Raw genomic sequence first — 25,100 nt, 5'->3', positions numbered from 1 at the left:
CAGCTTGCCCGGCCCGCGCCAGGCGACCTTATGGCGTTGCCACCGCCAGGCTGACTATCTTTTCACGCTGAAGCCTCTCCAGCAGAGCTGCGGCTTCGTCCTTGCCAACAGCCTTATTGCCGAATTGCAGGCGGAACATGCCGCCCTTGGCGCCATCGACGATGGAGGCCTGGTAATTGTCGAGCAAAGCGGTGATGTCGGCGATACGGGCTTCGGGCGCGAACCGTACCAGCGCGCGCGGCGGCGCGGCGCTGATGCCGAGATCGCGGGTGATGGGCGCCGACGACCGCTCGTTTACGCTCAGCGAAGCGGTCTGGAACGAAGCGGTCTGGTTCTTCATCAGCACGGCGCCGATCACGCCGGCCTGCAACACGAGCGCCACCGCGCCGAGGCTCGCCGACCAGGCAAGCGTACGCGGCGACAGGCTTGCGAAAAATTCCGACACCCGTGCGGACAGGCTCACCGAGCGCGAGGGCTTGCGCGCAGGTTCCGCCTCGATCGCAGCAAACAGCTTCTGCATGGCGCGCGCGGACGGCGCTCCGAGGCTCTCGTTGAGGCTGATCGTCTCGGCGTATTCTTCGCGGATGACGGCATACTGCCGGGCAAGCTCGGGATCCCCGGCAAGCGCTTCCTCGACGCGGCGTGCATCGCGCGTGCTCAGGGTGCCGGCCGCGTGGAAGGGCAACAGCATCTCGATTTCGCTGGGCTCGTGATCCAGCATTTTTTTGCTCGCTGCCATCATGGCCAACCTCGCTCTATGCCTGCTGCTTTGAGCAACTCGGCCAATTTCTTGCGCGCATAAAACAGGCGCGTCTTGACGGTGTTCTCCGGAATGCCGACGATTTCGGCCACCTCTTCCACGGACTTCTCGTGGTAGTAGACGAGATCGACGATCTCCCGATGCTCTGGCGAAAGTGCCGTCAGGCACTTGCGCAACGCTTCACCCGTGTCCTTCTTCTGCACCACCACTTCCGGACCGTCGGACGTATCCTCGATCGCGTTCGCGGTTTCCTCGTCCAGCCCAACGTCCTTGCGGCGCCTCAGTGCCGAAAGTGCCTTGAACCGCGTAATCGCCAAGAGCCAGGTAGTAACGGCGGATCGGCCTTCGAACTTGCCAGCCTGACGCCACACATCGAGAAAAACCTCGCTGATGAGGTCTTCCGCGACCTGCTCGTCCCTTACGAGCCGAAGCCCGAAACGGAACACCCTGACATGGTGCCTTCCATAAAGCACCTGCATGGCGAGCCGGTCGCCTTGAGCGATCCGAGCGATCAGAACTTCGTCTGAAGCCGCCTGTGTCGCGCTCAATGGCCGTCTCGCAAGATTGGTCGGACGGGGGTGGCCGGCGGTTCGATGTGAAGAGTGAGATTCTTCACATTACGGCAATGCCCGGATTGCATGTGTGATCTACCCCACAGATGAATCTTGCCACGCCATTTTGCCGGCGGAAAGGAGCCAAACCCCAGAATTGGTACCATAATACGGAAACACTTTCCTAAAACCGCGCCACCTTAGACCTTAGCAAGGCTTCGCCGGGAGGGCAGCATCTGCGTGACGCCCAGGGTTCTGCCAGGCGGGTTCCGCACTATCGGAATCCGGCAGATTTCCGTTGCGGAATCAGTGCAATGGCAGGGTTTTAACGGAGCCGATTCGACTTCAAAAGATACCAAACCTAAAGGCTTTCTTCCCTAAAGTTTCGTCCGGCATCACCAACAGCGGCGGGACATGAGCAGCGCGGCATCATTGCTTCAGGGGCAAGGCTCCCACAATGCGACTGTGCACGTCGACCGCCTGCCGCTGGAAGTCTTGAAGCGCCGGGCCGGCCAGCGCCGCCAGATGCTGGCCGTGCAAGGCGTCAGCTATTCGCTCATCACCTCGGTCCTGCTGGTCTATTGCTACGCCGGCACCGTGCCTACCATCATTCCATCGACCTATTTCCTTTCCGGCATCGGATTGGTGTCGGTTTTTGTCGTGTTGTCGGAAGCCCACTTCAACGACCGGTTCGAGGACCATTATCTCACGATCTACCAGGTCGCCGGCCACGTCGCGCTCCAGCTCTGTTTTCTGCTGGCCGCGCCACAGATCGGATTTGCCTTCCTGAGCGTCGTATTCCTGATCTTTGGGTTCGGCGCGCTGCGAATGACCTCGCGTCAGGCGATCATCACCTGGACCCTCACCATGATCGGCCTGGCGCCGATCTTCCTGTTTACCAGCACCCCGATCGGCCTGCCGATTACCACCCAGACAGAACGCGTCGCGGCCATGCTTTCCTTTGTCCTGACGATCGGACAATGCGCCTTCGTGGGACTGTACGGCAGCAGCATGCGCAAGATGCTCTACGACCGCAGCTTCGAACTGAAGGCGGCGTACAAGCGGATCGAGGAGCTTGCCGAACTCGACGAACTGACCGGGTCGTCCAACCGCCGCAGCATCATGCGGATGCTGGAGGAGGAGATTGCCCGCGCGAGCCGCAGCGGATCGCCGTGCGCGATCGCGCTGATCGACCTCGACTGGTTCAAGCGCATCAACGACGCCTACGGTCACCCGACCGGCGACGAGGTGCTGCGGACATTCTCGATCACCATGTTTGCAAACATCCGCAGCATCGACCGGTTCGGCCGATATGGCGGCGAGGAATTCCTGCTGGTGCTGCCCGACATGAACGTCGATCAAGCCATGCAGGCGCTCGACCGGTTGCGCGCCATTATTGCCGATCTCGACTGGAGCGCGTTCTCGCCGGGCATGAAGGTGACGATGTCGGCAGGCGTTGCAACGCTGAACCCGAACGAGACATCAGACACTTTCCTCGCGCGCGCCGACAGGGCGCTTTATTCAGCCAAGGCGCAGGGACGTAACCGGATTACCAGCGCCTGATCCGACATATTTTAGCTCTGGCGGCGAAGAAGCTCCGCCGCTTTTTGCTCCAGGACAGAGTCATGATTTCGAAGACCGCCACCTCTCCTTCTCCCGGAAACCTGCTCGACGAGTTGCAGTCCACGCTTGCGCACGGAACGGTCGCTCGCCGGGTAGAGACGCTGCGCCGGGTGACCGATCTCTTCATCAACGGCGCGGTGGATTATTCTGACGAGCAGGTCGGGCTGTTCGACGACGTCTTCCAGTGCCTGATCGACCACATCGAAACCTCGGCCAAGATGCTGCTGGCCAATCGTCTCGCCCCGATCGACAGCGCCCCGCCGCTCACCATCCGCGCGCTTGCATTCGACGACGTCATCGAGGTGGCGGGTCCGGTGCTGTCGCAATCGATGCGGCTCGACGACAAGACCCTGATCGAGAATGCGCGCAGCAAGAGCCAGGCGCATTTGATGGCGATCTCGACCCGCAAGACGCTGAGCGGCGCGGTCACCGACGTGCTGGTCCAGCGCGGCAACGATCAGGTGATCCAGTCGACCGTCAACAATCCCGGCGCGGAATTCACAAAGCGCGGCTTTACCCGTCTCGTCAGCCGCGCCGAAGGCGACGACGATCTCACCGCCTGCATCGGCATGCGTCCGTCAGTGCCGCGGCATCTCTACCTGAAACTGCTCGCCAAGGCCTCCGACACGGTGCGGCAGCGGCTGGAGGCCGCCAATCCGCAGCAGGTGTCCGAGGTGCCGAACGTGGTCAAGGAAGCAACGCGGCGCGCGCGTTCGGCGACCTCGACGATCACCAAAAACACCGCGATTGCGCACGCGCTGGTGAAGTCGCTGTACGAGGACGGCCGGCTCGACGAATCCGAGGTCGCGTCGTTTGCCGCGGCCGGCAAATTCGACGAGGCCAACGCCTCGATCGCGGCGCTCGCCAACGTGCCGGTGGCGATCGCCGAGAACATGATGATCGAAAGCCGGGCCGAAGGCGTGATGATTTTGGCGAAGGTCGCAGGGCTGTCGTGGTCGACGGTCAGGACCATCATCAGGATGCGCGACGAACTGTCTGGCGCGAAGCCGACCGATCTGGCGGCCTGCAAGGATACCTATGAACGGTTGCGGCCTTCGACGGCGCAGCAGGTGCTGCGCTTCCACCGCATGCAGCAGAACGTGCCGGCGTAGGTTCGCAGCCCGCTTCAATATTTCAGCAGCTTCGCTCCGGCGAGCGCGCCGATCGCCGCTACCAGCGCGGTCGCGATCGTGTACCAGGTCGCGACGAACAGCGGCGAATCATCCGTGCAATGCGAGGCATAGAGCGTTGCCGCCATTCCCGCCGACAACAGTCCGGCGACGGCGCCCGACAATGCAGGCCGCGACGGGGCCCCATGGCGCAACCCGAGCAGCGCGCCGGCCAGGATCGGCAACGACATCAGCGGGATCGCCGTCAGACAGACCCACGAATTCTTGCCGACCAGCCGCGTCATCATCGGCACTCGTTGCGGCATCATCATTTCGCCGCCGATCCCGGCGGTCAGAATTCCCACCGGCGCCAGCAGCAGCCAGCCAAATCCGCGCAGGGAAGCTTCAGGCCGCGAGAGATGCAGGCTGACGGCAGTTGCCGAGATCGCGAGCGCCAGTGTCACCGCGAATTTCAGGTCGAAGAACGGATTGCGCATCGCAGCCATCACGTCGGGCCTGACGCCGAGTTCCGTGAAGAACATCAACAGCGAAACCGGTGCCGCGGCCAGGAGCGCCAGCATCAGTGCGAAGCCGACCGGGCGCGCGCGGTGCGCGCTGTCAGCGGCCAACGTTCGAATGAGCTGATCGGTATCCATGCTCAGTTTTCCCGCAACTTCGCCGTCAAGCTGGTCAGCCCCCGGTGCAGCGCCACCCGCACCGCGCCCTCGCTCATCGAAAACTTCGCCGCCGTATCCTTGATCGAGGCGCTGTCGACCGCGATCGACTGCAGCACCTCGCGCTGCCGCGCCGGCAGCGTCTGGAGCTGGGCGGCGACCTCGCTTGGCGAAGCCGTTTCGGCCGGCGTTTCGCCCGGCAGCGTCTCGGCGAAATCGTCAATATCGACGAAAATGCGCCGGCCGCGGCGGCGGAGCGCATCGATCAGCTTGTTGCGGGCGATCGCGAACAGCCATGGGGCAAATGGGGCGGTGACATCCCAGGTATGCCGTTTCAGATGGACCGCCAGCAAAATGTCCTGCACGATGTCCTCGGATTGATCGACCGGTTGCCCTGCGCGCGCCAGACCGCGGCGCGCCGCAGCCCGGAGCACCGGCGTGACGGCCTTGAGCAGGCGATGATACGCCGCACTGTCGCCTGCAATGGCCGACCGCATCAGGCCGGTCCATTCGTCATCCCGTTCGCGCAAGAGCGCTCCTACCCTGCAATTCGGTCGATCTTTCAATTTGTTACATCAGGACGATCCGATCACGAACTCGTGATCGAGGGTCCCGTCGGCAGCTTGGGCTGGCTCCCTATCCGGGAATCGGGGCCGGCCGGCTGCGCGATGGCAGGCTCATAACATTGATTGCACGGACTCGCATCCGGCGTGGCCCGCTCTCTCTGGAGCAGTCCGCGCCGGCAAAAATTGATGCCAGCTCGTCGATGTAGCGCCATTGCCCAGCTTTTGCCCGGTCTTGCCCGAAGATTCCTATTTTCTGCCGTGCTCTAGACACCTGCGGGGTCTCATTTCGCCGCTGGGCGGCGGCCAATGGGGAGATTCCATATGACGATCCGAGCCAGCGCGGGGTCGGCCTTCATTCTTGCAGCAGGGCTTCTGTTGAGTTTCGCAGGACCATCGCCGGCGACGGCCGCCGGTGACGAGGGCGCCGCGGTATCGAAACCAGAGAACGCGACATCCGAAAAGTCCGTCAGGCAGGGTTCTCGTCACCTGAAGAAACGCTCCGCCGACCGCAAATCTACGCGCGCAGCAGCGAAACCCGAGGACAAAAAGCCTGAGGAAAAGCAGGTCGCCGATGCGGGCGGCGGCACTCCGTCCGCGATGCCCGAATGGCTCGCCAACGCCAACGCGCAAATGACCACAGCCGATGCGCCGCCCGACAGCGCCAAGGGGATGTCGGCCGCGATGTCTGAGAAGGCCAACACCGTCCTGCAAGCGGCGGGGGACGAGCCGGCTGACGCCGAGACGTCGGCCGATGCCACCGTAGTTGCCTCAGACCAGCTCAACGATGTCGATCGGGCGCTGCAGGCGACCGTTCCCGAGGACTCCGCCACGCAGACGGTCGCGATGGCTTCGACCAAACCTGCATCGGAAGCCTCCGATCAAGCCGCCAACAACGAGAGTTCCACCCTGGACAAGACCTCGCTGATCGGAAAGATCTTCATCGCCTTTGGCGCCCTGCTGACCATGGCCTCGGCTGCGCGGATGTTCATGGCGTAGCTATCGGGCTACCGGACGCGGCATCCCCGGATCGGGGATCGGTTCCAGCCCACTTGAAGCCCATCCCGGCAGCGGGCACATTGCCCGCGAAAAGAACTATCCGGGGTGGATCATGGCAACATTCGAAAACATCATTGTCGAGAGCAAAGGCGCGGTCGGCATCATTACGCTGAACCGGCCGAAGATGCTCAACGCGCTGTCGTTCGGCGTGTTTCGTGAAATCGCTGCCGCGGTCGATGACCTCGAGGCCGACGACAAGATCGGCTGCATCCTGCTCACCGGCAGCGAAAAGGCGTTCGCCGCCGGCGCCGACATCAAGGAGATGCAGCCGAAAAGCTTCATCGATATGTTCTCCAGCGATTTCACCGCCATCGGCGGCGACCGCGTTGCCACCTGCCGGAAACCGACAATCGCGGCCGTCAGCGGCTATGCGCTCGGCGGCGGCTGCGAGCTTGCCATGATGTGCGACATCATCATCGCCTCCGATACCGCCAAATTCGGCCAGCCCGAAATCACGCTCGGCACGATCCCGGGCATCGGCGGGACGCAGCGGCTCACGCGCGCGATCGGCAAGTCGAAGGCGATGGATCTCTGCCTCACCGGACGCATGATGGATGCGGCCGAAGCGGAGCGTTCCGGCCTCGTCAGCCGCGTCGTGCCGGCCGACAAATTGATGGAAGAAGCGCTGTCGGCGGCAGAAAAAATTGCCTCGATGTCGCGGCCTGCGGCCGCAATGGCCAAGGAAGCCATCAACCGCGCCTTCGAGACGCCGCTGTCGGAGGGGATGAATGTCGAGCGCAACCTGTTCCACTCGACCTTCGCGCTGGAAGATCGCGCCGAGGGCATGGCCGCGTTCATCGAAAAGCGCAAGCCGGTGAACAAGAATAGATGAGGCCGAGCTCCAGTTTTGTAGGGTGGGCAAAGGCGCGCAGCGCCGTGCCCACCATTCTTGCGCGAGGCACAAGTGATGGTGGGCACACGGAGCCTGTCATCGGGCGCGCGTTGCGCGCGACCCGGTGGCTTTGCCCACCCTACTGCACCGCGCCAGTGCCGCATTCACCAGCGCGCGATAGCCCCGTTCAGCGAACGTCGTCGGGCGATCGAGTCCTAACCGCGCCAGGCATTCGCGGCTCGAGGCATCCGGCGGCTGTCTTATCCCCTGCCACAGCAACCCGGGCAGACGCAGCGGCGTTCGCTGCGCTTCCCGCAGCAACTGCAAGGCCGGGATCAGCCGCTGCTCGACCTCGGTAAAATCGCTGCCGAACGGAAATGACGCCAATAGTCCTGCCTCGCGCGCAGGCTTCAACGCATCCGCGATCCGCTCCGGAAAATTCTCGCGATGCGCACGCGGAATTTCATGCTCCTTCGGCAGCTTGCCGGCATCTTTGGCGATTTTCGTCAGCTCATCCTGGAAACGCGAATCCGTGATCGCCAGCATCGCCGCGATGGTCTCGGCGTCCGATTTGCCCCTGACATCGGCAACGCCGTATTCGGTGACGAAGACGTCGCGCAGATGCCGCGGGATGGTCTGGTGGCCGTAGTTCCAGCGGATGTTGGAGTGCGTCCTCCTGCCCGCCTGTCGCGTCGCTTCCAGCGTGAGGACCGAGCGTGCGCCTTGAAGTGCGAACGCCTGCGCGACGAAATTGTACTGGCCGCCGACGCCGCTGACGACCTGGCCATTGTCGAGACCATCGGAGACCGCCGCTCCCATCAGCGTCGCCATCATCGCGTTGTTGACGAAGCGGGCGCCGACGCGCGCGCGGCGCTTGGCATCCTCGTCGCCATAGAGTTCGTTGGTGAACGATACCGGCATCATCTGGATGCGCGCGAGCTGGTTGGGCGGCATCTCGCGCAACGCGCGATAGAACGATTTCGGCCCGAGGAAAAATGCGCCGTGCAGCACGACGCCGTCGACCTCGCGCTTGAGAATATCGGCCTCGATCAGGCTAAGAAACGCCTCGATCAGCATTTCGCTGACGCCGTAGAGTCCCTTCTCAAACGGCGCGCTCTCCATCGGCTCCACGCCCGGCGCGAGCCGCTTCATGATGGCGCGGAACTGCGCTTTGTCGCGATGACGGACGATCAGCCCCTGCGCCAGCGCATCGCCAACTTGCCCGATGCCGATCTGCAGCGTGCCGCCATCAGGTACGAGACTCGCGGCGTGAAGCCCGATCGCGTATTTGGTGTCGCTGACCGGCTCGGCCGGCGGGGCGAATAGCGGAAAATCCGTCGCGGGGCTGTCGAGCACGGCGGAAAATTGGTCCGCCGGTAGATCGCCCACACCCGGCATGAACGGCAGTTCTGAATTGACTTGCGCGAACACCTTGAACGAAGCGCGCCCCTCGGCGCGGGCGCGCAGCAGATCAAGCGCTGTGTCGGTGTTGCAGCTCAGACTGTAACGGGTCACGCCGTCGACTACGCGCTTGGCCACCAATGGCGTGACGACGTTGAGCCCGCGCGCCAGCAAATACGATGCAGCATGGGTATAGTTTGCGGAGATGTAATGCTGCTGCGCGAACGGCACCTGCAGCCATTTGCCCGCCAGGAAGAAAAACTCGATCACCTTGACGTTGGGCGGCAGCTCTCCGACGTGCAGTGCATTCGCATAGGTCAAGTCGGGATAGTCACCAAACAGGCGATCAATCACGGGGCTGATGAAACGTTGTTCGAGCAGGCTCGAGGGCCGTGGCTTTTCCAGCGTCAGTGCCGAAAATAACGTCAGCTTGATCGAACGGTCGGCAGCGGCGCGCGCATACAGCGCGTTGACGACGTGGTTGGCCTTGCCGAGCCCGAGCGGCAATCCAACCACGAGATTGGTTCCGACATCGCGGATGATATCCTCCGCGATCGCTTCGGGATCGGCAAACAGCTTTGGCATCAAATGCGAACCTGGGCGTAGCTAGCAGGCAGCCGCCCTGGAATCGGACGCCAGCCACGAGAGCTATAGCCTATCTTCACCCAAAGATTCGTCTGTGACGAACCGGCAACAGCCAAGCACGGATTTCACCGAATTAATGTACTGATGTCGCGCGGCAGTTTGCCTGTGGCCATGGTGCCCCCTAAACAGGTAGACGACTGTCGGCGGGGGCGGACGGACAATGCATGATCCGGAATGACGGGTAACCGGCACTCCTGATGGTCATGCTCAAACAAGAAAATAGAGCGGGATGGCTCGAAGCAGGGTTATCACGTTCTCGTGTTGACTACGGAATCAAATGACTAGGCGCGCCGCCAGGGTTGGCCACGTTGAAAGATGGTTGCTTCGATCGGGCATTTGCCTTGCCGTGGCTTGCCTCGCGTTTGCGGCGCCGGCCGCGTATGGTGAAAGCCTCCCCGAGGCGCTGGCCAAGGCCTACCAGACCAATCCCGCACTCAATGCCGAACGCGCCCGTCAGCGCGCCACCGACGAGAACGTGCCGCAGGCGCTTTCGGGCTATCGGCCGCAGATCGTCGCTACTCTCTCCGCCGGCTTTCAGGCGGTGCGCAACCTCTTGCCCGACAACACCGTCCAGTCGGCGAACCTGAAGCCCTGGACCATTGGCGTGACCGTATCCCAAACGTTGTTCAACGGCTTCAGGACCGCCAACAGTGTACGCGTGGCGGAATTGCAGGTGCAGGCCGGTCGCGAGGCGCTGCGCAATGTCGGTCAGGGCGTGCTGCTGGATGCGGTCACGGTCTACACAAACGTTCTCGCCAACCAATCGCTGGTCGAAGCCCAGCGCGCCAACGTGGCGTTTCTGCAGGAAACGCTCGGCATCACCCAGAAGCGTCTGAATGCCGGCGACGTCACGCCCACCGATGCTGCACAGGCCGAGGCACGTCTGAGCCGGGGTCGCGCAGATTTGAATGCCGCTGAGGTCAATCTGGCCGTCAGCCAAGCGACCTATCTTCAGGTCATCGGCAACGCGCCCACCGTGCTCCGCCCTGCCGAAGCCGTGGATCGCCTGCTGCCGCGCAGCCGCGACGACGCCACCGGGCAGGCCTTCCGCGAACATCCCGCGGTGATGGCGGCAAGCTTCGATGTCGACGTCGCCTCGACTTCTATCCGCGTCGCCGAAAGCAGCTTGATGCCGACGATCACGCTGCAAGGCAGCGCCAGCCGCAGTAAGCAGTCGGACCCTACGCTCGGCACATTCGGGACCGACCAGGCTTCCGTGACCGGCCAGCTCACGCAGCCGATCTATGATGGCGGCATGGCCGCCTCACAGACCCGGCAGGCCAAGGAAATCGCAACTCAAAGCCGGCAGGTGCTGGACCAGGTCCGCAATCAGGCTCGCACCGCCGCGGTCGGCGCCTGGGTCGCCAATGAAGGTGCCAAGATTGCGGTTACGGCATCCGAAGCGGAAGTGCGCGCTGCCACCGTCGCGCTGCAGGGCGTGCAGCGGGAAGCGGCGGGCGGCCAGCGCACCACCGTCGACGTGCTTAACGCGCAGCAGGACCTGATCTTGGCAAAGGCGCGGCTGATCGGCGCGCAGCGCGACCGCGTCATCGCCTCCTATACGCTGCTGAGCGCCATCGGCCGGCTCGACGTCAAGAATCTCGGCCTCAAAACGCCGGACTATCTGCCGGAAGTGCACTACCATCAGGTGCGCGACGCTTGGCACGGCCTGCGGACGCCGTCCGGGCAGTAGGTTGTATTTTGTCGTGGTGTTAACCGGACGCTGATCATGTCCGGTATTTTCAGTCGCCAGCAACTCGCCTTGGCCTAAAACTCGGGTCCGTTCCCGCTCCCTTTTGATGATCAATTTCGCGAGGCCTCGTGGTTTCAAACATTCTGCGCTGGTCGGCCAACGGCCTGTTGATCCTCTTCCTGTTGGTAATTCTCCTGATCACCTCATTTCGCATGGCGGCGTCGATACGCGAGACCGGCGTGCGCGCCCAACTGGCGCCAAAGACCGGCCATCTGGTGCCGACCCGTTCGGGCGGCGTGTTCGTGCAGGAGAAGGGTCCGGCGAATGGCATTCCCGTGGTCCTGTTTCACGGCACGGCGGCGTGGAGCGAGCTATGGCGGCACACCACCGACGTGCTGGCCGCGGCCGGCTTTCATGTGATCGCGCTTGACCTGCCGCCGTTTGGATTCTCGGATCGTCCCGGCAGTTACACCCGGCAGAACCAGGCTTCCCGAATCAACGACGTGCTCGAGACATTGGAGGCCCCGCCCGCCATCATCGTCGGTCATTCCTTCGGCGCTGGTGCGGCGACCGAACTCGTGATGCGATATCCAGATCGGGCACGGGCCCTGGTGCTGGTCGATGCCGCGCTCGGATTGACGGCTGTGCCATCGGCGGCGCCTTGGGTGATCCAACCGCAATGGATCCGCGAAATCCTGGTGTCGCTGACCATCACCAATCCGATCGCAACGCAAATGCTGCTTCAATCGATGATCGCGAAGAAGGAGCGCGCGCTGCCGGAATATGTAGCGATCCTGCAAAGGCCGCTGGCGCAGCGCGACAGCACGAGCGATATCGCCGACTGGCTGTATTATTTCCTCGGCTCCGACACCAACGCCGCGAGCGCGGACCGCAATGCATATGCGAAGCTGGAAGTCCCCGTCGCGATCCTGTGGGGCGACAAGGACACCATCACCCCGGTCGAGCAAGCCCTCGACCTTGGAACGCTGCTGCCATCAGATACGGAGCTGACGTTGCTGCCGGGGCTCGGTCACATTCCGCAGATCGAGGACCCCGACCTGTTCAACGACGCCCTGCTCAAGACAATTGGAAAACTCTAGACTGGCCCCGAGATTCGCACCGGCCGGAGACATCATGGACATCATCAGATTGTGCGCCTGGGGCTACGCCGCCCTGCTCGGCTTCGTCATCCTCACCGGCTACATCCCGGCCTTCATCGACGCCAATGATATGATCTTCGGCCTGTTTCGCCGCACCTGGTATGCCGACGGCCTGCATCTGGTGTCGGCGCTATGGGCCGCAATTGCGGCGATGACCTCGCGTCGCGCCTCGGAATTGTTCTTCCAATTATTCGGCGTGTTCTATTTTGCCGATGGCGTGCTCGGCCTGCTTACCGGCAGCGGTTATCTCGACTTCGGCATCCTGATCAACGGCGTCCTCAACCTGCCGCTCTCGACGCGGTTTTTCGCCAACGCGCCGCATCTCGGCCTCGGCGGCGTGGCGATCGTGATCGGCTATCTGCTCGCGCCGCGGACGCGGACCGTCGTTCATGCTTAAATGGCTGCGGCGTACCCTCGCTGTCGTCGCAATCCTGATTGCGCTGACGGTGCTTGTGCCGCTGGCCTATGTCGAGGGCACGTGCCGGCCCGCGGCCAGCACATCGGCCTCGACCGCGCCGGCGGTGACCCTGCCCGCCATCGACGAGCCGGGCTACCGGCGCAAGCTGAACAACACGTTCTTCACGTTCCCCGAATGGTACATCGTCTATTCCTTCGAGGATTTCGGCCGCTTCCTCGACCGCTCCAGCGAAAGCCAATTCAACTATCTCGGACATATCTTCGGTTTCTGGCGCAGTTTCTGCACCATCAACCGCGCCGTGCCCGCGACAGGAGAATCGCTGGCCGAAGTGAAGACGATGATTTACGTGATCGGCATCAGCTATTCCGTCGAATATGCCATCAAAGGGTTCTACGAAAATACCATCGGCCGCGCGTTCGAATGGATCAGGGGCGAGAAGCACACCCCGCAGGATGAATTTGGCCGCGCCGTGCTGCAGGATTATTCCGCGTTCCTCTACACCATCCCCTGGTACAAATATCCTTTCCGCGAGAAGCTCGACGGTCTCCTCGCGATCTCGGCGCCGACGCCGAGCAAGGTGCGCAGTTGGGAGCGTGACTTCGCGCTCGGCGCGGAATACTTCGTCAAGATCGGCTATGCCTCGCTGATCCAGAAGGCGCTCGACGCCAGCAATGACAACGAGCCACGCGACATCATGCTTGCCGTCGCGACGCTGCCGCCGGAGCTACTGGCAAAAGAACCGCGCATCAAGCCGATCCGCGCACTCAACGCACAATGGCAGCTCGTGCAGACGCCGCGCTACAAGGCGTTCACCGATATCCTGCTGGGGCTGCTGGATCAGGGTTACGGGGTTGCGGAGATCGCGGGCAATCACGACATTTTCGTCACCGTGATTGCGCCCGACGCCGCCAAGCTCGATATCAACGGTACGACGGAGCTGTTTTCACTGGAACTCGATGCGAAGCCCGGCTTCCGCCGGGCGGGCCTGAAGGCAAGGATCGACCGGCTCGTCGATATCAACCGCGAGCTCAAAACCAAGGGTGCAAGCATTGAGCACTTCTATGACTACTGACGGGCGTCCGGAGAAGCGAGCTTGGCCATTGGGCCGGATTGCCGGCGGGATCGCCCTGGTCGTGTGCGGCTGGCTTGCCGTTGTCACCGCGTTGACCTTCGGCTCAGCCCCCGGCAAGTCAATGGCGGTGATAGGTCCGCCGGCCCAGGCACTGGCTGCTATCACCAAGGCCAACGGCCGTATTCTTGCGTCGAACAACTACGTCACCATCGCGCGTTCCGACGACGCCGATTTCGTCGGCCGTCTCTACGCGGCCGGCGCGCTGTTGGTGCTCGACGCCGAACAGGCGGGCGGCTGCAGCGGCCAGCCGCCAAAGCGGTTCACGGCGCAGCTTTGACGGACCAGAGTTCCAGTCATCCTGGCCGGTCCACCTCGAACGGCTTAATCCTTCCGTACCTTCAGCTTCTTCTTGCCGCTTGGGTACCCATTTCGACCGAAATCGCTGTATACTGGTGGCGGGCCGACCTCCGGCCGACGGGCTAAAGACCATGATCAAGATATCCATGAACCGAATGGTCGCGCCCCTGATAGGGCTTGTCGCGGCGAGTGGCATCGGAACGATCGTCGCCATGCAGTACGTCGGGCGCGAGCCGACTGCTGACAAGGCCGCAAGCGTCGCGCCAAAACCGGCCACTGACGAGACAGCCAAGGGACCGGCCGCACTCGCAAGCGCGCAGGCGGCGGCAAACGCGGTGACAGCCGCGCTGGCCGGATCGACCACAGCGCCCGAGAGCGGCGACGGCTTGCCGGCATTCGATGTCGCCCGCATCGAGCCGAACGGCGAAGCGGTAATCGCGGGACGCGCGGCGCCGGGCGTCACCGTGGAACTGCTGCGCAATGGCGAACTGCATGATCGCGTGGTCGCGGATCAATCCGGACAATTCGCGATGATCCCGCGCCCGCTTCCGCCAGGCACTTATGATCTGACGTTGCGCGCCAAGCAGCCCGACGGCAGACAAACCATGTCGAAGCAGAGTGTAACGGTGGCGCTTGAGCCGAACCTGAAGGAACGGCCGGTCGTGGCGCTGATGGCGCCAAACAAACCCACTGTCGTGATGTCACAGCCGGCCCAGCCAAAGGGGGAAACCGCCGCCGTGGTCGTGGAGGCGGTCGAGACCGAAGCCGGCGGCAAATTCCATGTAAGCGGCCGCGCGCGCGCCGGCGCTCCGGTGAGGCTCTATCTGAACGACAGCTTCATTGCGTCGGTAACGGCGGGAGCGGACGGACGCTTTGCCGTCACGATCAATGAAGGGATCGGGCCCGGGAACTACCGCGTAAGACTGGACGAGGTGGATTCGAAGTCCGGCGCGGTGCGTGGACGCGCCGAGGTGCCGTTCAACGCGCCCGATCCGGTGGTTACCGCGTCGGTGCCGCCGCGGACTTCACCTTCCAAACCAGACTCCGTCGCCTTGGCGAAGCCCCAGGTGGCGGATGCCTCGGCCGCCCTGCCGGACGTCACGAACTCATCCAGCGTCGTGGTGCCGAAGATCACGACCACCACGGTATCGCGCGGTGACAGCCTGTGGCGCATCAGCCAGGCCACTCTCGGCGCGGGCACGCGCTACGCCACGATTTACAAGGCCAACCGAGAGCAAATCCGCAATCCAAACCTGATCTATCCCGGCCAGACTTTTGTCATTCCCAACGGGGAAGCCAATCCTTAAGGAGTGCTCAAACGGACTTTCATGCTCCTGCCGTTCTAAAGAAATGGCCTTCGAAAAACAACGAACGCGTCAAAGACGCTGCTTGGTCGATACCGTACTCGGTCCTTGATGGCACCTTGGACGAATGCATCACCAAGTTTCTGCAGCAACCGCTCAGCCAACGTCATCTCTACGAGATTCATACCGCCCCACAGGGCGATTTGATCCCTAAAATAATCTCCGCCGAACTCGTGGTCGAAATTGCGAGGCTGCGAGATTTCTTGTGATGTCTATGATGACGATCTCGCTGTTCTGAGCAATGCACGATGCTCAGTAGGGCGGACAGGCATCACGACGCGTACTTCTGGTAAAATGTATTGGTGAACAACTCGCCCGGATCATACTTCCGTTTCGCTGCGAAGAAGTCGTTGATCTCTGGGTATGAGCGCTGCAACTGGTCTTTCGAATAGTAGAGCTGGTAAGGCAGGAAGAACCGGCCCTTGTGCGCGATGGTGAGGCCGATCAATTCTTCCGTCGCCTTCTTCATCCGCCGGTTGCCCTCTTCGTCCGTGGTCTGGTTGATGTAGAGCACCAGCGAGAACGCCGGCTCCGGCGAATAAGTCAGGAAATTGTTCTCCTGATGCACGACCCGCACCGATGCGTTCAGCAGATTGGTCTTGTTGTCGATCAGCACCTTGCGCATGCCATCGACAAACGAGACGAACTGGCTGCGCGGGATGAAATATTCGTGCAGGATGTCAGTATCGTCAGGTAGCGAGTTGCGCAGATAAGGCACGGAATCGTGCATCGGATCATTGCGGTTGACGAGACAGGCCTCCGCCGATCCGATCGCCTGCGCGCGCGTCACCGTGCAGTTTTCCATCCGATGCTCGATGTGCTTCTCGGAAAGCCACTTCATCTCCTGAAACAGCGGACCTTGCTTTGATAGGTTGATGGTCAGCCGCCGCAGCTTGGTGCCGCTGACTTCGCCGAGCGGCTGGCGCTTGAAATCGGTACCGTCGACCTTGGTGTAGGTATAGAGCAGCAGCTCCTTCAGGAACGTGCTCGGCGCGGTCGAGAGATGGCCGTACATCAGGCCGATATTGGTGTCCTTCTCAATCTCGCCGGCGAACAGCGCCGGAAATTCCTTGTAGTCCATCACGCGACGGCCGGTCTGGTACACGAGGTTGTCGGCAATACCGAGCTCGGCCTCGACGATTACGCCGAACAGGCCGTAGCCGCCGACCACGAGGTTGAACAGATCCGCATTCTCGGTCGACGATACCGTGCGCAGCGAACCGTCCGCCAGCATCACCTTCATCGACTTGATCGATTTCGCGAGCGCGCCGGCCTGATGGTCCATGCCGTGGGCATTGACCGAGATCGAGCCGCCGACGGTGAAGATGTCGGTCGATTGCATGGCGCGCACTGCAAAGCGCGGATGCAGCACGTTCTGGATGTCGTGCCAGGTCGCGCCCGGTTGCACCGTGATCGACCGCGTGCTCTCGTTGAGCACGATCTTGTTGAAGTCGCGCATATCAAGCACAATGCCGCCCTTGCGGAAGGCGTGCCCGCCCATGCTGTGGCGGACGCCGGCGGTGGTGACGGAGAGCTTGTTGTCGCGCGCAAAGGCCAGCGTCCTGGCGACGTCCTCAACGCTGCGCACCGCGACCACGCCATAGATTTCGGTCTTGTTGAGACAGCTCGCATCATTGATGCTGCCGCCAAGCTGCGACCATTTCACGTCCTTGAGCGGCGCTATCGCCTTGATCCGCTCCAGATCGATCTTCGCCTGCTCGCCGCCGCCGACCGCCGGGCCGCAATCCTTTTCGCCGGTAGGGTCGGCGGCCAGCGCCTGAAGCTTGCGATAGCTGTAAACGCCGAGCAGCACGACGACCACGGCGGCCACGGAGACGCCGGTTTTGAATTTTTGCGAAAATTTCTTCATGAATTGATTCCAGGGATAGGAGATATTCCGGGCGGGCGGATCTTTAGTCAAATTTGGGCGGCTTCTGGTTCGATAGACCGGTTGCGTTACCGAAGCGATAAGCCGGAGCGAACAAATGCAGAGCTGCCGCATACGCGTGATGGGGGCATCGGGTGCGGGCGTCACCAGCCTTGGCCGCGCGCTCGCAAGTGCGCTGGCGGTCCCGCATCACGACACCGACGATTACTTCTGGCTGCCGACCGATCCGCCCTTCCGGCATATTCGCGATGTTACGGAGCGCCTGACGCTGATGCAGGATATCTTCCTGCCGCGCGCGGCGTGGGTATTGAGCGGATCGCTTAACGGTTGGGGTGACGTGCTGATTCCAAATTTCGACGTAGTGATCTTCCTCACAACCCATCGCGAGATACGATTGCAACGGCTGCACGCCCGCGAGGCCACCCGATTTGGCGCCCACGCGGTGGCGCCCGGTGGCTACCGGCATGCAGAGACCGAGGAATTCATCGAATGGGCGTCGGGTTATGAGAAGGCAACGTGAGCCGTACGCAAGCAAAGCATCAGGCTTGGCTCGACAAACTGCCCTGCCCCGTGCTGCGGATGGATGGATCGCGGCCGTTGCCCGAACTGGTCGCGGAAGTTTGCGGAACGATCCGCGGCTAGAGCATGATGAAATTGGATTTGATTGCGACCACGAAGAAGGTGCGCTCCCTCTCCCGCTTGCGGGGGAGGCATAGGCGGCCCATGGCCGCCGTTCTTTAGTAGAACGCCGATGCGGAGCATCGGCTATGGGTGGGGGTGTCTCCGCGGGCGACACTGCCGAGTGGAGAGAGCCCCCACCCGGCGCTTCGCGCCGACCTCCCCCGCAAGCGGGAGAGGTGAAGCGCGTCTGCGGCCAAATCGAGCTAACCAAATTTCATCATGCTCTAGCGCGACGGCCCGCCGTGATGGGTGCCTTCTAGCGACCATTTGGGCGCCGGACGCTGCGATCCGCAAGAAGATCTTGGTCGACAACCCGGCGCAGCTTTACGGGTTCTGAAGCCCAGCGCCTGACATTGCGGCCCGCTGCTGTACGCGCGGGTCACAGTCAAAGTCGCGCAGCCAGTCGCCGGCCTTGCGCAGGCCGCCAAACGGAAACAGGTGAAATCCGGTGATCGGCGCGGTCGCCGCCGCAGGCGCCGCTCGCAATCCCCTGACGACGTCGTCAGGTCCGGTGTCCGTCAGTAGCCGGCCGAACCGGCCGATCTGGGCCCGCAGCGCGCGCATGGAATTACCGATGCCGCAACGGAGCGCGAATTTTGTCAGTGTCGCCGGCGTTGCCGGACCGGCCAGGCCGACGATAACAGGCAGATCGATGCCGGCGCGATTGAGGGCGCCGATCCATTGCAGGATCGGCGTGCTCTCGAAGCAGAATTGCGTGACCACATCGACCCGCGTTCCCGTCCGCTGCCCCCAGTCGCGCCATGCCTTCAGACCGTTGAGCGCTTCCGGCAGTTCGAGATAAGGGTGGCCCTCGGGATGGCCGGCCACACTGACGGATGCAATCGCGTGCGCCTCGAGCAAGCCGCTGGCGACAACATCGCGCGTCGATTTGAACGGACCTCTCGCAGCGGCGACATCGCCGGCGATCAGGAGAATGCGCGACACGTCAGCTTCGCCGCGTGCCCGCGCCAGGAAATCGTCAAATGCTTCCCGCGAGGGCATTTCGCGCGCCGCGAGATGGGGCACCGGATTGTATCCGGCGCGACGCAGCGCGGCAGCCGTCTCAATGTTGTGGCGATAGTTGTCGCCGGGCAGGAACGTGATCGTAACGTCGGTGCCGGCAGCGAAATGATCGCTCAGTTGCGCGACCTGATGCCCGCGCGAGGAGATTTCGACGGAGGCCTTCGACAGCAGCGCGGCTAATCTGGGGGATTGATCGGAGACGATCACGGACGCCTCCACTTGTCATGCTGGCGCGCGGCGGCGCGAGATCACATAGGTTTCGTCATTGAACCAGAGGCTGCCATGTTTCTTCAGCACACGGTCGGTGGCTTCGAGATAGCGGCCATCGCGAACCACTTCCGACAATCTGTTGTCCTCGATCTGCGCCACGTAGATCGCAGCGTTCCAGGCCGCAAACAGCGTCGAGGTCCCGATCGAACCGCTCACCTCGTCCGGCAGCATGTGCATGTGGTAGCGGAAGATCGAACGTGCATCGGAGGACGCATTAAAAGTGTAGTGGCGTGCGGCCGCGCCAAGCTCGTGCTTGACCTGGCGCAGGATCGCGTAGCGGTCGGTCTTGAAGGGATCGTCGCCCGGCCAGACCTGATCGATGATCTCGATGCCGGGATCCTTGCCGTGCGAATGGATGCCGATCAGCCGTCCGCCTGGACGCAGCGCCTTGACCAGCGGCGTCACGACTTTCGAAGCCTTGAACTCGACGCTCGCCCGCGCCCGGTAAGGCTGTGAGGCGATCACCAGGTCGTAATCGGCCATTACGCGGCCGGGCCGCGGCATGATCGGATCGAGCAGGAAGGAATGATCCTCACGCCGCAGCGTCAGGATCACGGGGCGCTGATACACCGGATTGCCCGTGGTCGGGCTGATGCCGGCGCGCCAGTTCTCGGCGAGGAAGCTTTCGAGTTCGCCGATCTGCTCGGCGAAGCCGTGCGCGGTGTTGCCTGATAGCGTGACGTCTTTCCAGATCAGGCCTTGCGCTGACGTGACCGAGCGTGGCGTCAGCCATGGCGCCTCGGCGTAATAGAGGTTGGTCACGACCAGCACCGTCGCAGGATGCTCGAACAGGCGGTCCGCCATCTTCTCCAGCATCAGGCGGACGTCTTCGTAACTGATTTCCTTCGCCACGACATAGAGCGGCATGGTGGGAAATCGCGCATGCACGGCCCGCATTACCCGCGACAGCACGGTGCCGTCGCCGACGCCGGCGTCGAAAATGCGAAGCGCCGGCGGCGCCGGCTGCAAATTGCCGAGTTCGAGCGAAATACGGTTGCCAACCTCGGTCTTCTCGCTGCAGGTCGAGACGAACAGCAGGTACTTTTGCCGGTTGTCGAAGAATCGGAAGCCCGGCGGCGCGACGGTATTGGCAGCGGCCGCGCCATTCAGCGGCTTGGTCGAAGGCAAACTGGTAGGTGCGGCAGCCGACGCCGGCAGGTGCTCGGCGAGATAGGCGCGGACCTTGTCGAGCGTGCCGGTCGTGATCCGGGCGCCGTCGCGTAAGCGCGACACCAGCTTGCCGTCATTGACCACCAGCCTCCCGAAGGTCGATTCGGCCGTGCGCGTCTGGCGGCAATAGTCGCGGATTTCGCCGAGAATCTGCTCGGCCGTAGGCGCCGATTTCGCCGGCGGCGCGTGGCCGTTTTGTTGCCCCGTAGATCCTTGGTTAGATCCTTGGCTTTCCTCGATCCGCATGGCTTGCTCCTGCGGTTGTCGCTGCCGTTATCAAGGAACGGCCGCCGGATCGCGTCAACCACAAACCGAGTGGGCAGGAAACATGGGCACATGCCCACAACTATTTAGCGTGCGCGGCGCGAAAACACCGAGATCAGCACCGGCAGCGTCACCAGGATCACGATCGGTGCCAGCATCATGCCGGTGACGACCACGATCGCCAGCGGCTTTTGCACCTGCGAGCCGATCCCCTCCGACACCGCCGCCGGCAACAGGCCGACGCCGGCCACCACGCAGGTCATCAGCACCGGCCGCAGTTGCAGCTCGCCGGTGCGGATCACCGCGCGCATCCGCTCATAGCCTGCGTCGATCAGCTGATTGTACTGCGACAGGATGATGATGCCGTCCATCACGGCAATGCCGAACAGCGCGATGAAGCCGATCGCCGCCGACACGCTGAAGGGAATCCCCGAGATCAACAATCCGAGCACGCCGCCGAAGATCGCCATCGGGATCACGCTCATCGCAAGCAGCGTGTCGACCATCGAACCGAAATTGAAAAATAGCAGCACGCCAATCAGCGCGAGACTGATCGGCACCACGATCGACAGCCGCTTGATGGCGTCCTGCAGATTGCCGAATTCGCCGACCCATTCGATCCGCGATCCCGGCGGCAATTGCACCTCGGCGGCGACCTTGTCCTGGGCTTCATGGATCGCACTGCCGAGGTCGCGGTTGCGAACCGAGAACTTGATCGGCAGATAGCGTTCCTGTTGTTCGCGGTAGATGTAGGCGGCGCCCGAGATCAGGTTGATCGAGGCGACCTCGCTGAGCGGGATCTGCGTGATCGTGCCGCCCTGCCCGGCCACGCCGATCCGCAAGTTATGGATCGCCTCCGCGCTCTTGCGGTATTCCGGGGCAAGACGAACGATGATCGGGAAATGCCGGTCGCTGCCGGGCTCGTAGAGGTCGCCGGCGCTGTCGCCGCCGATCGCGACCTTGATGGTCGCGTTGATATCGCCGGGCGACAGTCCATAGCGCGCCGCGCGGGCGCGATCGATATCGATCTGGATGGTGGGCTGGCCGAGCGAGGTGAACACCGCGAGGTCGGTGACGCCCTGCACGGTGCCGAGCACGGATTTGATCTTGTTGGCGGTGTCCGTCAGCGCCTGCAGGTCATTGCCGTAGAGCTTGATCGAGTTCTCGCCCTTGACGCCCGAGACCGCCTCCGAGACGTTGTCCTGCAGATATTGCGAGAAGTTGAATTCGACGCCCGAGAATTTGTCCTGTAACTCTCCGAGCAGTTGCGCGGTCAGTTCGTCCTTGTCCCGGGTGCCGGGCCATTCGTTGTTGGGCTTTAACGGCGCGAAAAACTCCGCGTTGAACAGGCCGGCGGCGTCGGTGCCGTCGTCGGGGCGACCGTGCTGCGACACCACCGATTCCACCTCGGGGCGCGCGCGGATGACCTTGCGCATCTCGTTGACGTAGGCGTTGCCCTCCTGCAGAGAAATGGTCGGCGGCAGCGTGGCTCGGATCCAGAGATTGCCCTCTTCCAGTTTGGGCAGGAATTCCAGCCCCAGCAGCCGCGCGAACGCAATCGTCATCAGGACGAGCACGGCAGCGCCGGCCAGCACGATCTTTCGGTTCGCGATTGCCCATTTCAATACCGGTACATACAGCCGGTCGAGCTGTTTCACGATCCAGGTTTCGGTTTCTTCCAGATGCGAGGGCAGAATGATCGCGCTCAGCGCCGGCGTCACCGTAAAGGTCGCGATCAGTCCGCCGGCCAACGCATAGGCGTAGGTCCGCGCCATCGGCCCAAAGATATTGCCTTCGACGCCGCTCAGCGTAAACAGCGGCAGGAAGGCGGCGATGATGATCGCCGCGGCAAAGAAGATCGAGCGCGACACATCGGCGGCCGCAGACAAGATCGCGTGGCTCTTCATCCCCATCTTGGTGTCGAAGGAGATGTCGCTGCGCTCGGCTTCGGACATTGCGGTGGTCTGCGTCAGCCGCCGGAAGATCGCCTCCACCATGATCACGGTGGCGTCGACGATCAGGCCGAAATCGATCGCGCCGACCGACAGCAGATTGGCGGATTCGCCGCGCAGCACCAGGATGATGACGGCGAAAAACAGCGCGAACGGAATTGTTGCGCCGACGATCAGCGCGCTGCGGAGGTCGCCGAGGAACACCCACTGCAGCAGCACGATCAGGATGATCCCGACCACCATGTTGTGCAGCACCGTATGCGTGGTGATGTCGATCAGATCCTTGCGGTCGTAGATCCGCTCGATTCTCACACCCGGCGGCAGGATCGAGGAATGATTGATGTCATGGACGAGCTTTTCGACCCGGGCAATGGTCGGCGAACTCTGCTCGCCGCGCCGCATCAAGACGATGCCCTGCACGATGTCGTCGTCCTGGTCGAGGCCGGCGATGCCGAGCCGCGGCTTCTCGCCGATCGTGACATGGGCGATGTCGCGCACCAGCACCGGATTGCCGCCCGACTGCGACACCATGGTGTTGCTCAAGTCGTCGATCGAGCGGATCAGGCCGACCCCGCGCACTACGGCGGATTGCGCGCCGATATTGACGGTGTTGCCGCCCACATTGATGTTGGCGTTGGAAACGGCCTGCAGCACCTGCGGCAGCGTCAGTCCGTTGGCAACAAGTTTGTTGAAATCGACCTGCAGCTCGTAGGTCTTGGTCTTGCCGCCCCAGCCGGTGACGTCGATGACCCCGGGCACGGCGCGAAAGCGCCGCTGCAGCACCCAGTCCTGCAGCGTCTTGAGGTCGAGCACGCTGTAATTCGGCGGCCCCTTCAGGCGGTAGCGAAAAATCTCGCCGGTCGGACTCAGCGGCGAAATGGTCGGCTGCACGTTGCCCGGCAACGGCGCGAGCTGCGACAGCCGGTTCAGGACCTGCTGCAACGCCTCTTCATAGCTGTAATCGAATGAGAACTGCAGTTTGACGTCGGACAATCCGTACAGCGAGATGGTGCGGATGGTGCGCAGGTTCTTGATGCCGGCGACCTGGGTCTCGATCGGGATCGTGATGTAGCGCTCGATCTCCTCCGACGACAGCCCCGGGCTTTGCGTCACGATGTCGACCATCGGCGGGGTCGGATCGGGATAGGCCTCGATGTTGAGCTGCTTGAACGCGATCAGGCCGCCCACCAGCACGGCGATGAACATGCCGACCATCAAATAGCGGCGGCTGACGGCTAGGGCGACCAGGCGATCCATTCAGACCGGAGCTTTCAATTAAGGGGTCAGCTGCCGGACGCGGCACGATCGATGAACAGTGCGCCCTTGGTAACGATCTGCTCGCCGGGCTTCAGATTGCCGACCACCTCGACGAGATCGCCGTTGGTGAGGCCGGGCTTGATCTGACGCAGTTCAATCGTCTTGTCCGGATGCGCGACCCAGATCCGAACCTGATCGCCTTCATAGATCAACGCCTGCTTCGGCACGCCGACTGCCGGACGATCGCCCGCCGAATAGATCGTGACGTTGGCAAACATTTCTGGCTTCAGCGTACCGTTCTTGTTGTCGACGGTGGCGCGGACGAGCAGCCGCCGCGTCGCAGGATCAATTGCGGTCGCGACGTAATTGATCCGCGCCGAGAGCGAACGGCCCGGCAGCGCCAGCACATTGAAGGTGGCTTCCTGCCCGACCGCGACGTTGGCGCAGTCGCTTTCGCGGACGAAGGCCGTCATCCAGACGGTGGAGAGATCGCCGATCACATAGACGGGGTCGCTGGCGCCGGCGTTGACGTATTGCCCTGGGCCGATCTTGCGTTGGACGACGGTGCCCGAGATCGGCGCGAAGATGGTGATTTCGGGATTGATGCGGCCCTTCTCCTGGAAGGTCGCGATGTCCTCGTCGGTGAGGCCGAGCAGGCGCAATTTGTTGCGCGCTGCCTGGACGGCCGTTTCCGACGAGCGCATGTCGTTCTGCGCCTGGATCAGCGTCGCCTGGCTCTGCTGATAATCCTTCAGCGGAACGGCCTTGCCCTCGAACAGATCCTTGGCGCGCGCCCCCTGCAACTCCGCCAGATCGAGCGCGGACTTCGCCTTGTTCATGGCGGTCATCGCCGCAATGAAATCGTTTTGTGCCTGAACGTTGTCGGCGGCCTCGATCACGAACAGCGGCTGGCCCTTGACGACGCTATCGCCTGGCTTGGCCAATAGCTTGGTGACCCGGCCCGCATAGGGCGAGAACACCGGCGTCGAGTGATCTTCGTCGATCGCGATCTTGCCTTCGGTGACGTGCTCGGCGCGGAAGGCTTGTTCGGTGACGGGCTGAATGGTCAGGCTGGCCCATTCGGCGGGGCTCGGCGTGTAGCGCTGCAAGCCCCTGCGGGACTGGCTCGAGATTTCCGAATGCCCGCCTTTGGGGCCGCCGAGATAGGCGCCGGCGCCATAAACGGCCGCCCCGGCCAGTACCATCAAGGCAATGGCCACGACCCATTTCTTTGAGTTAACCAATTGTAATTGCTTGCAAAGTTTGCCAAACATACGGCATGGGTTCCAGCGACAATTTGTCCCACCCTGCGCT

At 62.6% G+C, this 25,100-nt stretch carries 22 protein-coding genes; 12 read left to right on the top strand and 10 right to left on the bottom strand.

Annotated features, from left to right (window positions below):
* Positions 1-28: 28 nt before the first annotated feature.
* Both IVA95_RS21820 and IVA95_RS21815 read right to left on the bottom strand, forming a co-directional pair.
* On the bottom strand, positions 29-742 hold the full coding sequence (locus IVA95_RS21820; protein WP_247512344.1) for a hypothetical protein: 714 nt from the start codon (positions 740-742) through the stop codon (positions 29-31).
* Positions 739-1,308 carry a sigma-70 family RNA polymerase sigma factor gene (locus IVA95_RS21815; protein ID WP_247512343.1) on the bottom strand — a complete coding sequence of 190 codons (570 nt, stop codon included), beginning with the start codon at positions 1,306-1,308 and terminating at the stop codon, positions 739-741. The genes IVA95_RS21820 and IVA95_RS21815 overlap by 4 nt, the downstream gene beginning before the upstream one ends.
* A 528-nt stretch (positions 1,309-1,836) precedes the next feature.
* Here IVA95_RS21815 and IVA95_RS21810 point away from each other — a divergent pair.
* A complete protein-coding gene (locus IVA95_RS21810; RefSeq protein WP_247512378.1) occupies positions 1,837-2,874 on the top strand; it encodes a GGDEF domain-containing protein in 1,038 nt (345 codons plus the stop codon).
* Between the two features lie 62 nt (positions 2,875-2,936).
* Positions 2,937-4,046: a DUF2336 domain-containing protein gene (locus IVA95_RS21805; protein ID WP_247512342.1), complete on the top strand. Its 1,110-nt coding sequence runs from the start codon at positions 2,937-2,939 to the stop codon at positions 4,044-4,046.
* A 14-nt stretch (positions 4,047-4,060) separates the two neighbouring features.
* On the opposite strand, the gene IVA95_RS21800 is transcribed toward IVA95_RS21805, so the two are convergent.
* Positions 4,061-4,699: a DUF1109 domain-containing protein gene (locus IVA95_RS21800; RefSeq protein WP_247512341.1), complete on the bottom strand. Its 639-nt coding sequence runs from the start codon at positions 4,697-4,699 to the stop codon at positions 4,061-4,063.
* Positions 4,700-4,701: 2 nt separating this feature from the next.
* Positions 4,702-5,247, bottom strand: a complete 546-nt coding sequence (locus IVA95_RS21795; RefSeq protein WP_247512340.1) for a sigma-70 family RNA polymerase sigma factor — start codon at positions 5,245-5,247, stop codon at positions 4,702-4,704.
* A gap of 357 nt (positions 5,248-5,604) precedes the next feature.
* On the opposite strand from IVA95_RS21795, the gene IVA95_RS21790 reads away from it, so the two are divergent.
* Complete coding sequence (locus IVA95_RS21790; protein WP_247512339.1) at positions 5,605-6,279, top strand: hypothetical protein; 675 nt, start codon at positions 5,605-5,607, stop codon at positions 6,277-6,279.
* A 112-nt stretch (positions 6,280-6,391) separates the two neighbouring features.
* Complete coding sequence (locus IVA95_RS21785; protein ID WP_065744225.1) at positions 6,392-7,171, top strand: enoyl-CoA hydratase; 780 nt, start codon at positions 6,392-6,394, stop codon at positions 7,169-7,171.
* A gap of 96 nt (positions 7,172-7,267) precedes the next feature.
* On the opposite strand, the gene IVA95_RS21780 is transcribed toward IVA95_RS21785, so the two are convergent.
* Positions 7,268-9,157, bottom strand: a complete 1,890-nt coding sequence (locus tag IVA95_RS21780) for an acetyl-CoA hydrolase/transferase C-terminal domain-containing protein (RefSeq protein ID WP_247512338.1) — start codon at positions 9,155-9,157, stop codon at positions 7,268-7,270.
* A gap of 337 nt (positions 9,158-9,494) precedes the next feature.
* On the opposite strand from IVA95_RS21780, the gene IVA95_RS21775 reads away from it, so the two are divergent.
* From IVA95_RS21775 to IVA95_RS21750, 6 genes are all read left to right on the top strand, one after another.
* The gene (locus IVA95_RS21775; protein ID WP_247512337.1) at positions 9,495-10,910 is read left to right on the top strand and encodes a TolC family outer membrane protein; all 1,416 of its coding nucleotides are present in this window, start codon (positions 9,495-9,497) and stop codon (positions 10,908-10,910) included.
* A gap of 128 nt (positions 10,911-11,038) precedes the next feature.
* The gene (locus IVA95_RS21770; RefSeq protein WP_247512336.1) at positions 11,039-12,010 is read left to right on the top strand and encodes an alpha/beta hydrolase; all 972 of its coding nucleotides are present in this window, start codon (positions 11,039-11,041) and stop codon (positions 12,008-12,010) included.
* 34 nt (positions 12,011-12,044) lie between these two features.
* Entirely contained in the window at positions 12,045-12,467 is a 423-nt protein-coding gene (locus tag IVA95_RS21765; protein ID WP_247512335.1) for a hypothetical protein, read from the top strand.
* Positions 12,460-13,560: a hypothetical protein gene (locus IVA95_RS21760; RefSeq protein ID WP_247512334.1), complete on the top strand. Its 1,101-nt coding sequence runs from the start codon at positions 12,460-12,462 to the stop codon at positions 13,558-13,560. The genes IVA95_RS21765 and IVA95_RS21760 overlap by 8 nt, the downstream gene beginning before the upstream one ends.
* A 28-nt stretch (positions 13,561-13,588) precedes the next feature.
* Complete coding sequence (locus tag IVA95_RS21755; RefSeq protein WP_247512333.1) at positions 13,589-13,897, top strand: hypothetical protein; 309 nt, start codon at positions 13,589-13,591, stop codon at positions 13,895-13,897.
* Positions 13,898-14,048: 151 nt separating this feature from the next.
* Positions 14,049-15,224, top strand: a complete 1,176-nt coding sequence (locus tag IVA95_RS21750; protein ID WP_247512332.1) for a LysM peptidoglycan-binding domain-containing protein — start codon at positions 14,049-14,051, stop codon at positions 15,222-15,224.
* Positions 15,225-15,552: 328 nt separating this feature from the next.
* Here IVA95_RS21750 and IVA95_RS21745 read toward each other — a convergent pair whose 3' ends face one another.
* The gene (locus tag IVA95_RS21745; protein WP_247512331.1) at positions 15,553-17,151 is read right to left on the bottom strand and encodes an FAD-binding oxidoreductase; all 1,599 of its coding nucleotides are present in this window, start codon (positions 17,149-17,151) and stop codon (positions 15,553-15,555) included.
* 115 nt (positions 17,152-17,266) lie between these two features.
* On the opposite strand from IVA95_RS21745, the gene IVA95_RS21740 reads away from it, so the two are divergent.
* Together IVA95_RS21740 and IVA95_RS38825 are read left to right on the top strand one after the other, a co-directional pair.
* Positions 17,267-17,689 (top strand): hypothetical protein, encoded by a 423-nt coding sequence (locus IVA95_RS21740; RefSeq protein ID WP_247512330.1) that lies wholly within the window; start codon positions 17,267-17,269, stop codon positions 17,687-17,689.
* Positions 17,686-17,811: a hypothetical protein gene (locus tag IVA95_RS38825; RefSeq protein ID WP_256470249.1), complete on the top strand. Its 126-nt coding sequence runs from the start codon at positions 17,686-17,688 to the stop codon at positions 17,809-17,811. Before IVA95_RS21740 ends, IVA95_RS38825 begins: the two co-directional genes overlap by 4 nt.
* Positions 17,812-18,174: 363 nt before the next feature.
* Here the strand turns inward: IVA95_RS38825 and IVA95_RS21735 are convergent, their stop codons facing one another.
* The 4 genes from IVA95_RS21735 to IVA95_RS21720 form a co-directional block, all read right to left on the bottom strand.
* On the bottom strand, positions 18,175-19,080 hold the full coding sequence (locus IVA95_RS21735) for a methylenetetrahydrofolate reductase (RefSeq protein WP_247512329.1): 906 nt from the start codon (positions 19,078-19,080) through the stop codon (positions 18,175-18,177).
* A 15-nt stretch (positions 19,081-19,095) separates the two neighbouring features.
* On the bottom strand, positions 19,096-20,559 hold the full coding sequence (locus tag IVA95_RS21730) for a hypothetical protein (protein WP_247512328.1): 1,464 nt from the start codon (positions 20,557-20,559) through the stop codon (positions 19,096-19,098).
* Between the two features lie 104 nt (positions 20,560-20,663).
* Positions 20,664-23,786 (bottom strand): CusA/CzcA family heavy metal efflux RND transporter, encoded by a 3,123-nt coding sequence (locus IVA95_RS21725; RefSeq protein ID WP_247512327.1) that lies wholly within the window; start codon positions 23,784-23,786, stop codon positions 20,664-20,666.
* Between the two features lie 26 nt (positions 23,787-23,812).
* Positions 23,813-25,060 carry an efflux RND transporter periplasmic adaptor subunit gene (locus IVA95_RS21720; protein WP_247512326.1) on the bottom strand — a complete coding sequence of 416 codons (1,248 nt, stop codon included), beginning with the start codon at positions 25,058-25,060 and terminating at the stop codon, positions 23,813-23,815.
* Positions 25,061-25,100: the final 40 nt, after the last annotated feature.

This window comes from Bradyrhizobium sp. 157 (assembly GCF_023073815.1).
GTDB lineage: Bacteria > Pseudomonadota > Alphaproteobacteria > Rhizobiales > Xanthobacteraceae > Bradyrhizobium.
Note: the sequence above shows the minus strand (reverse complement) of the source record. Positions and strands in the feature narration are given on the sequence as shown.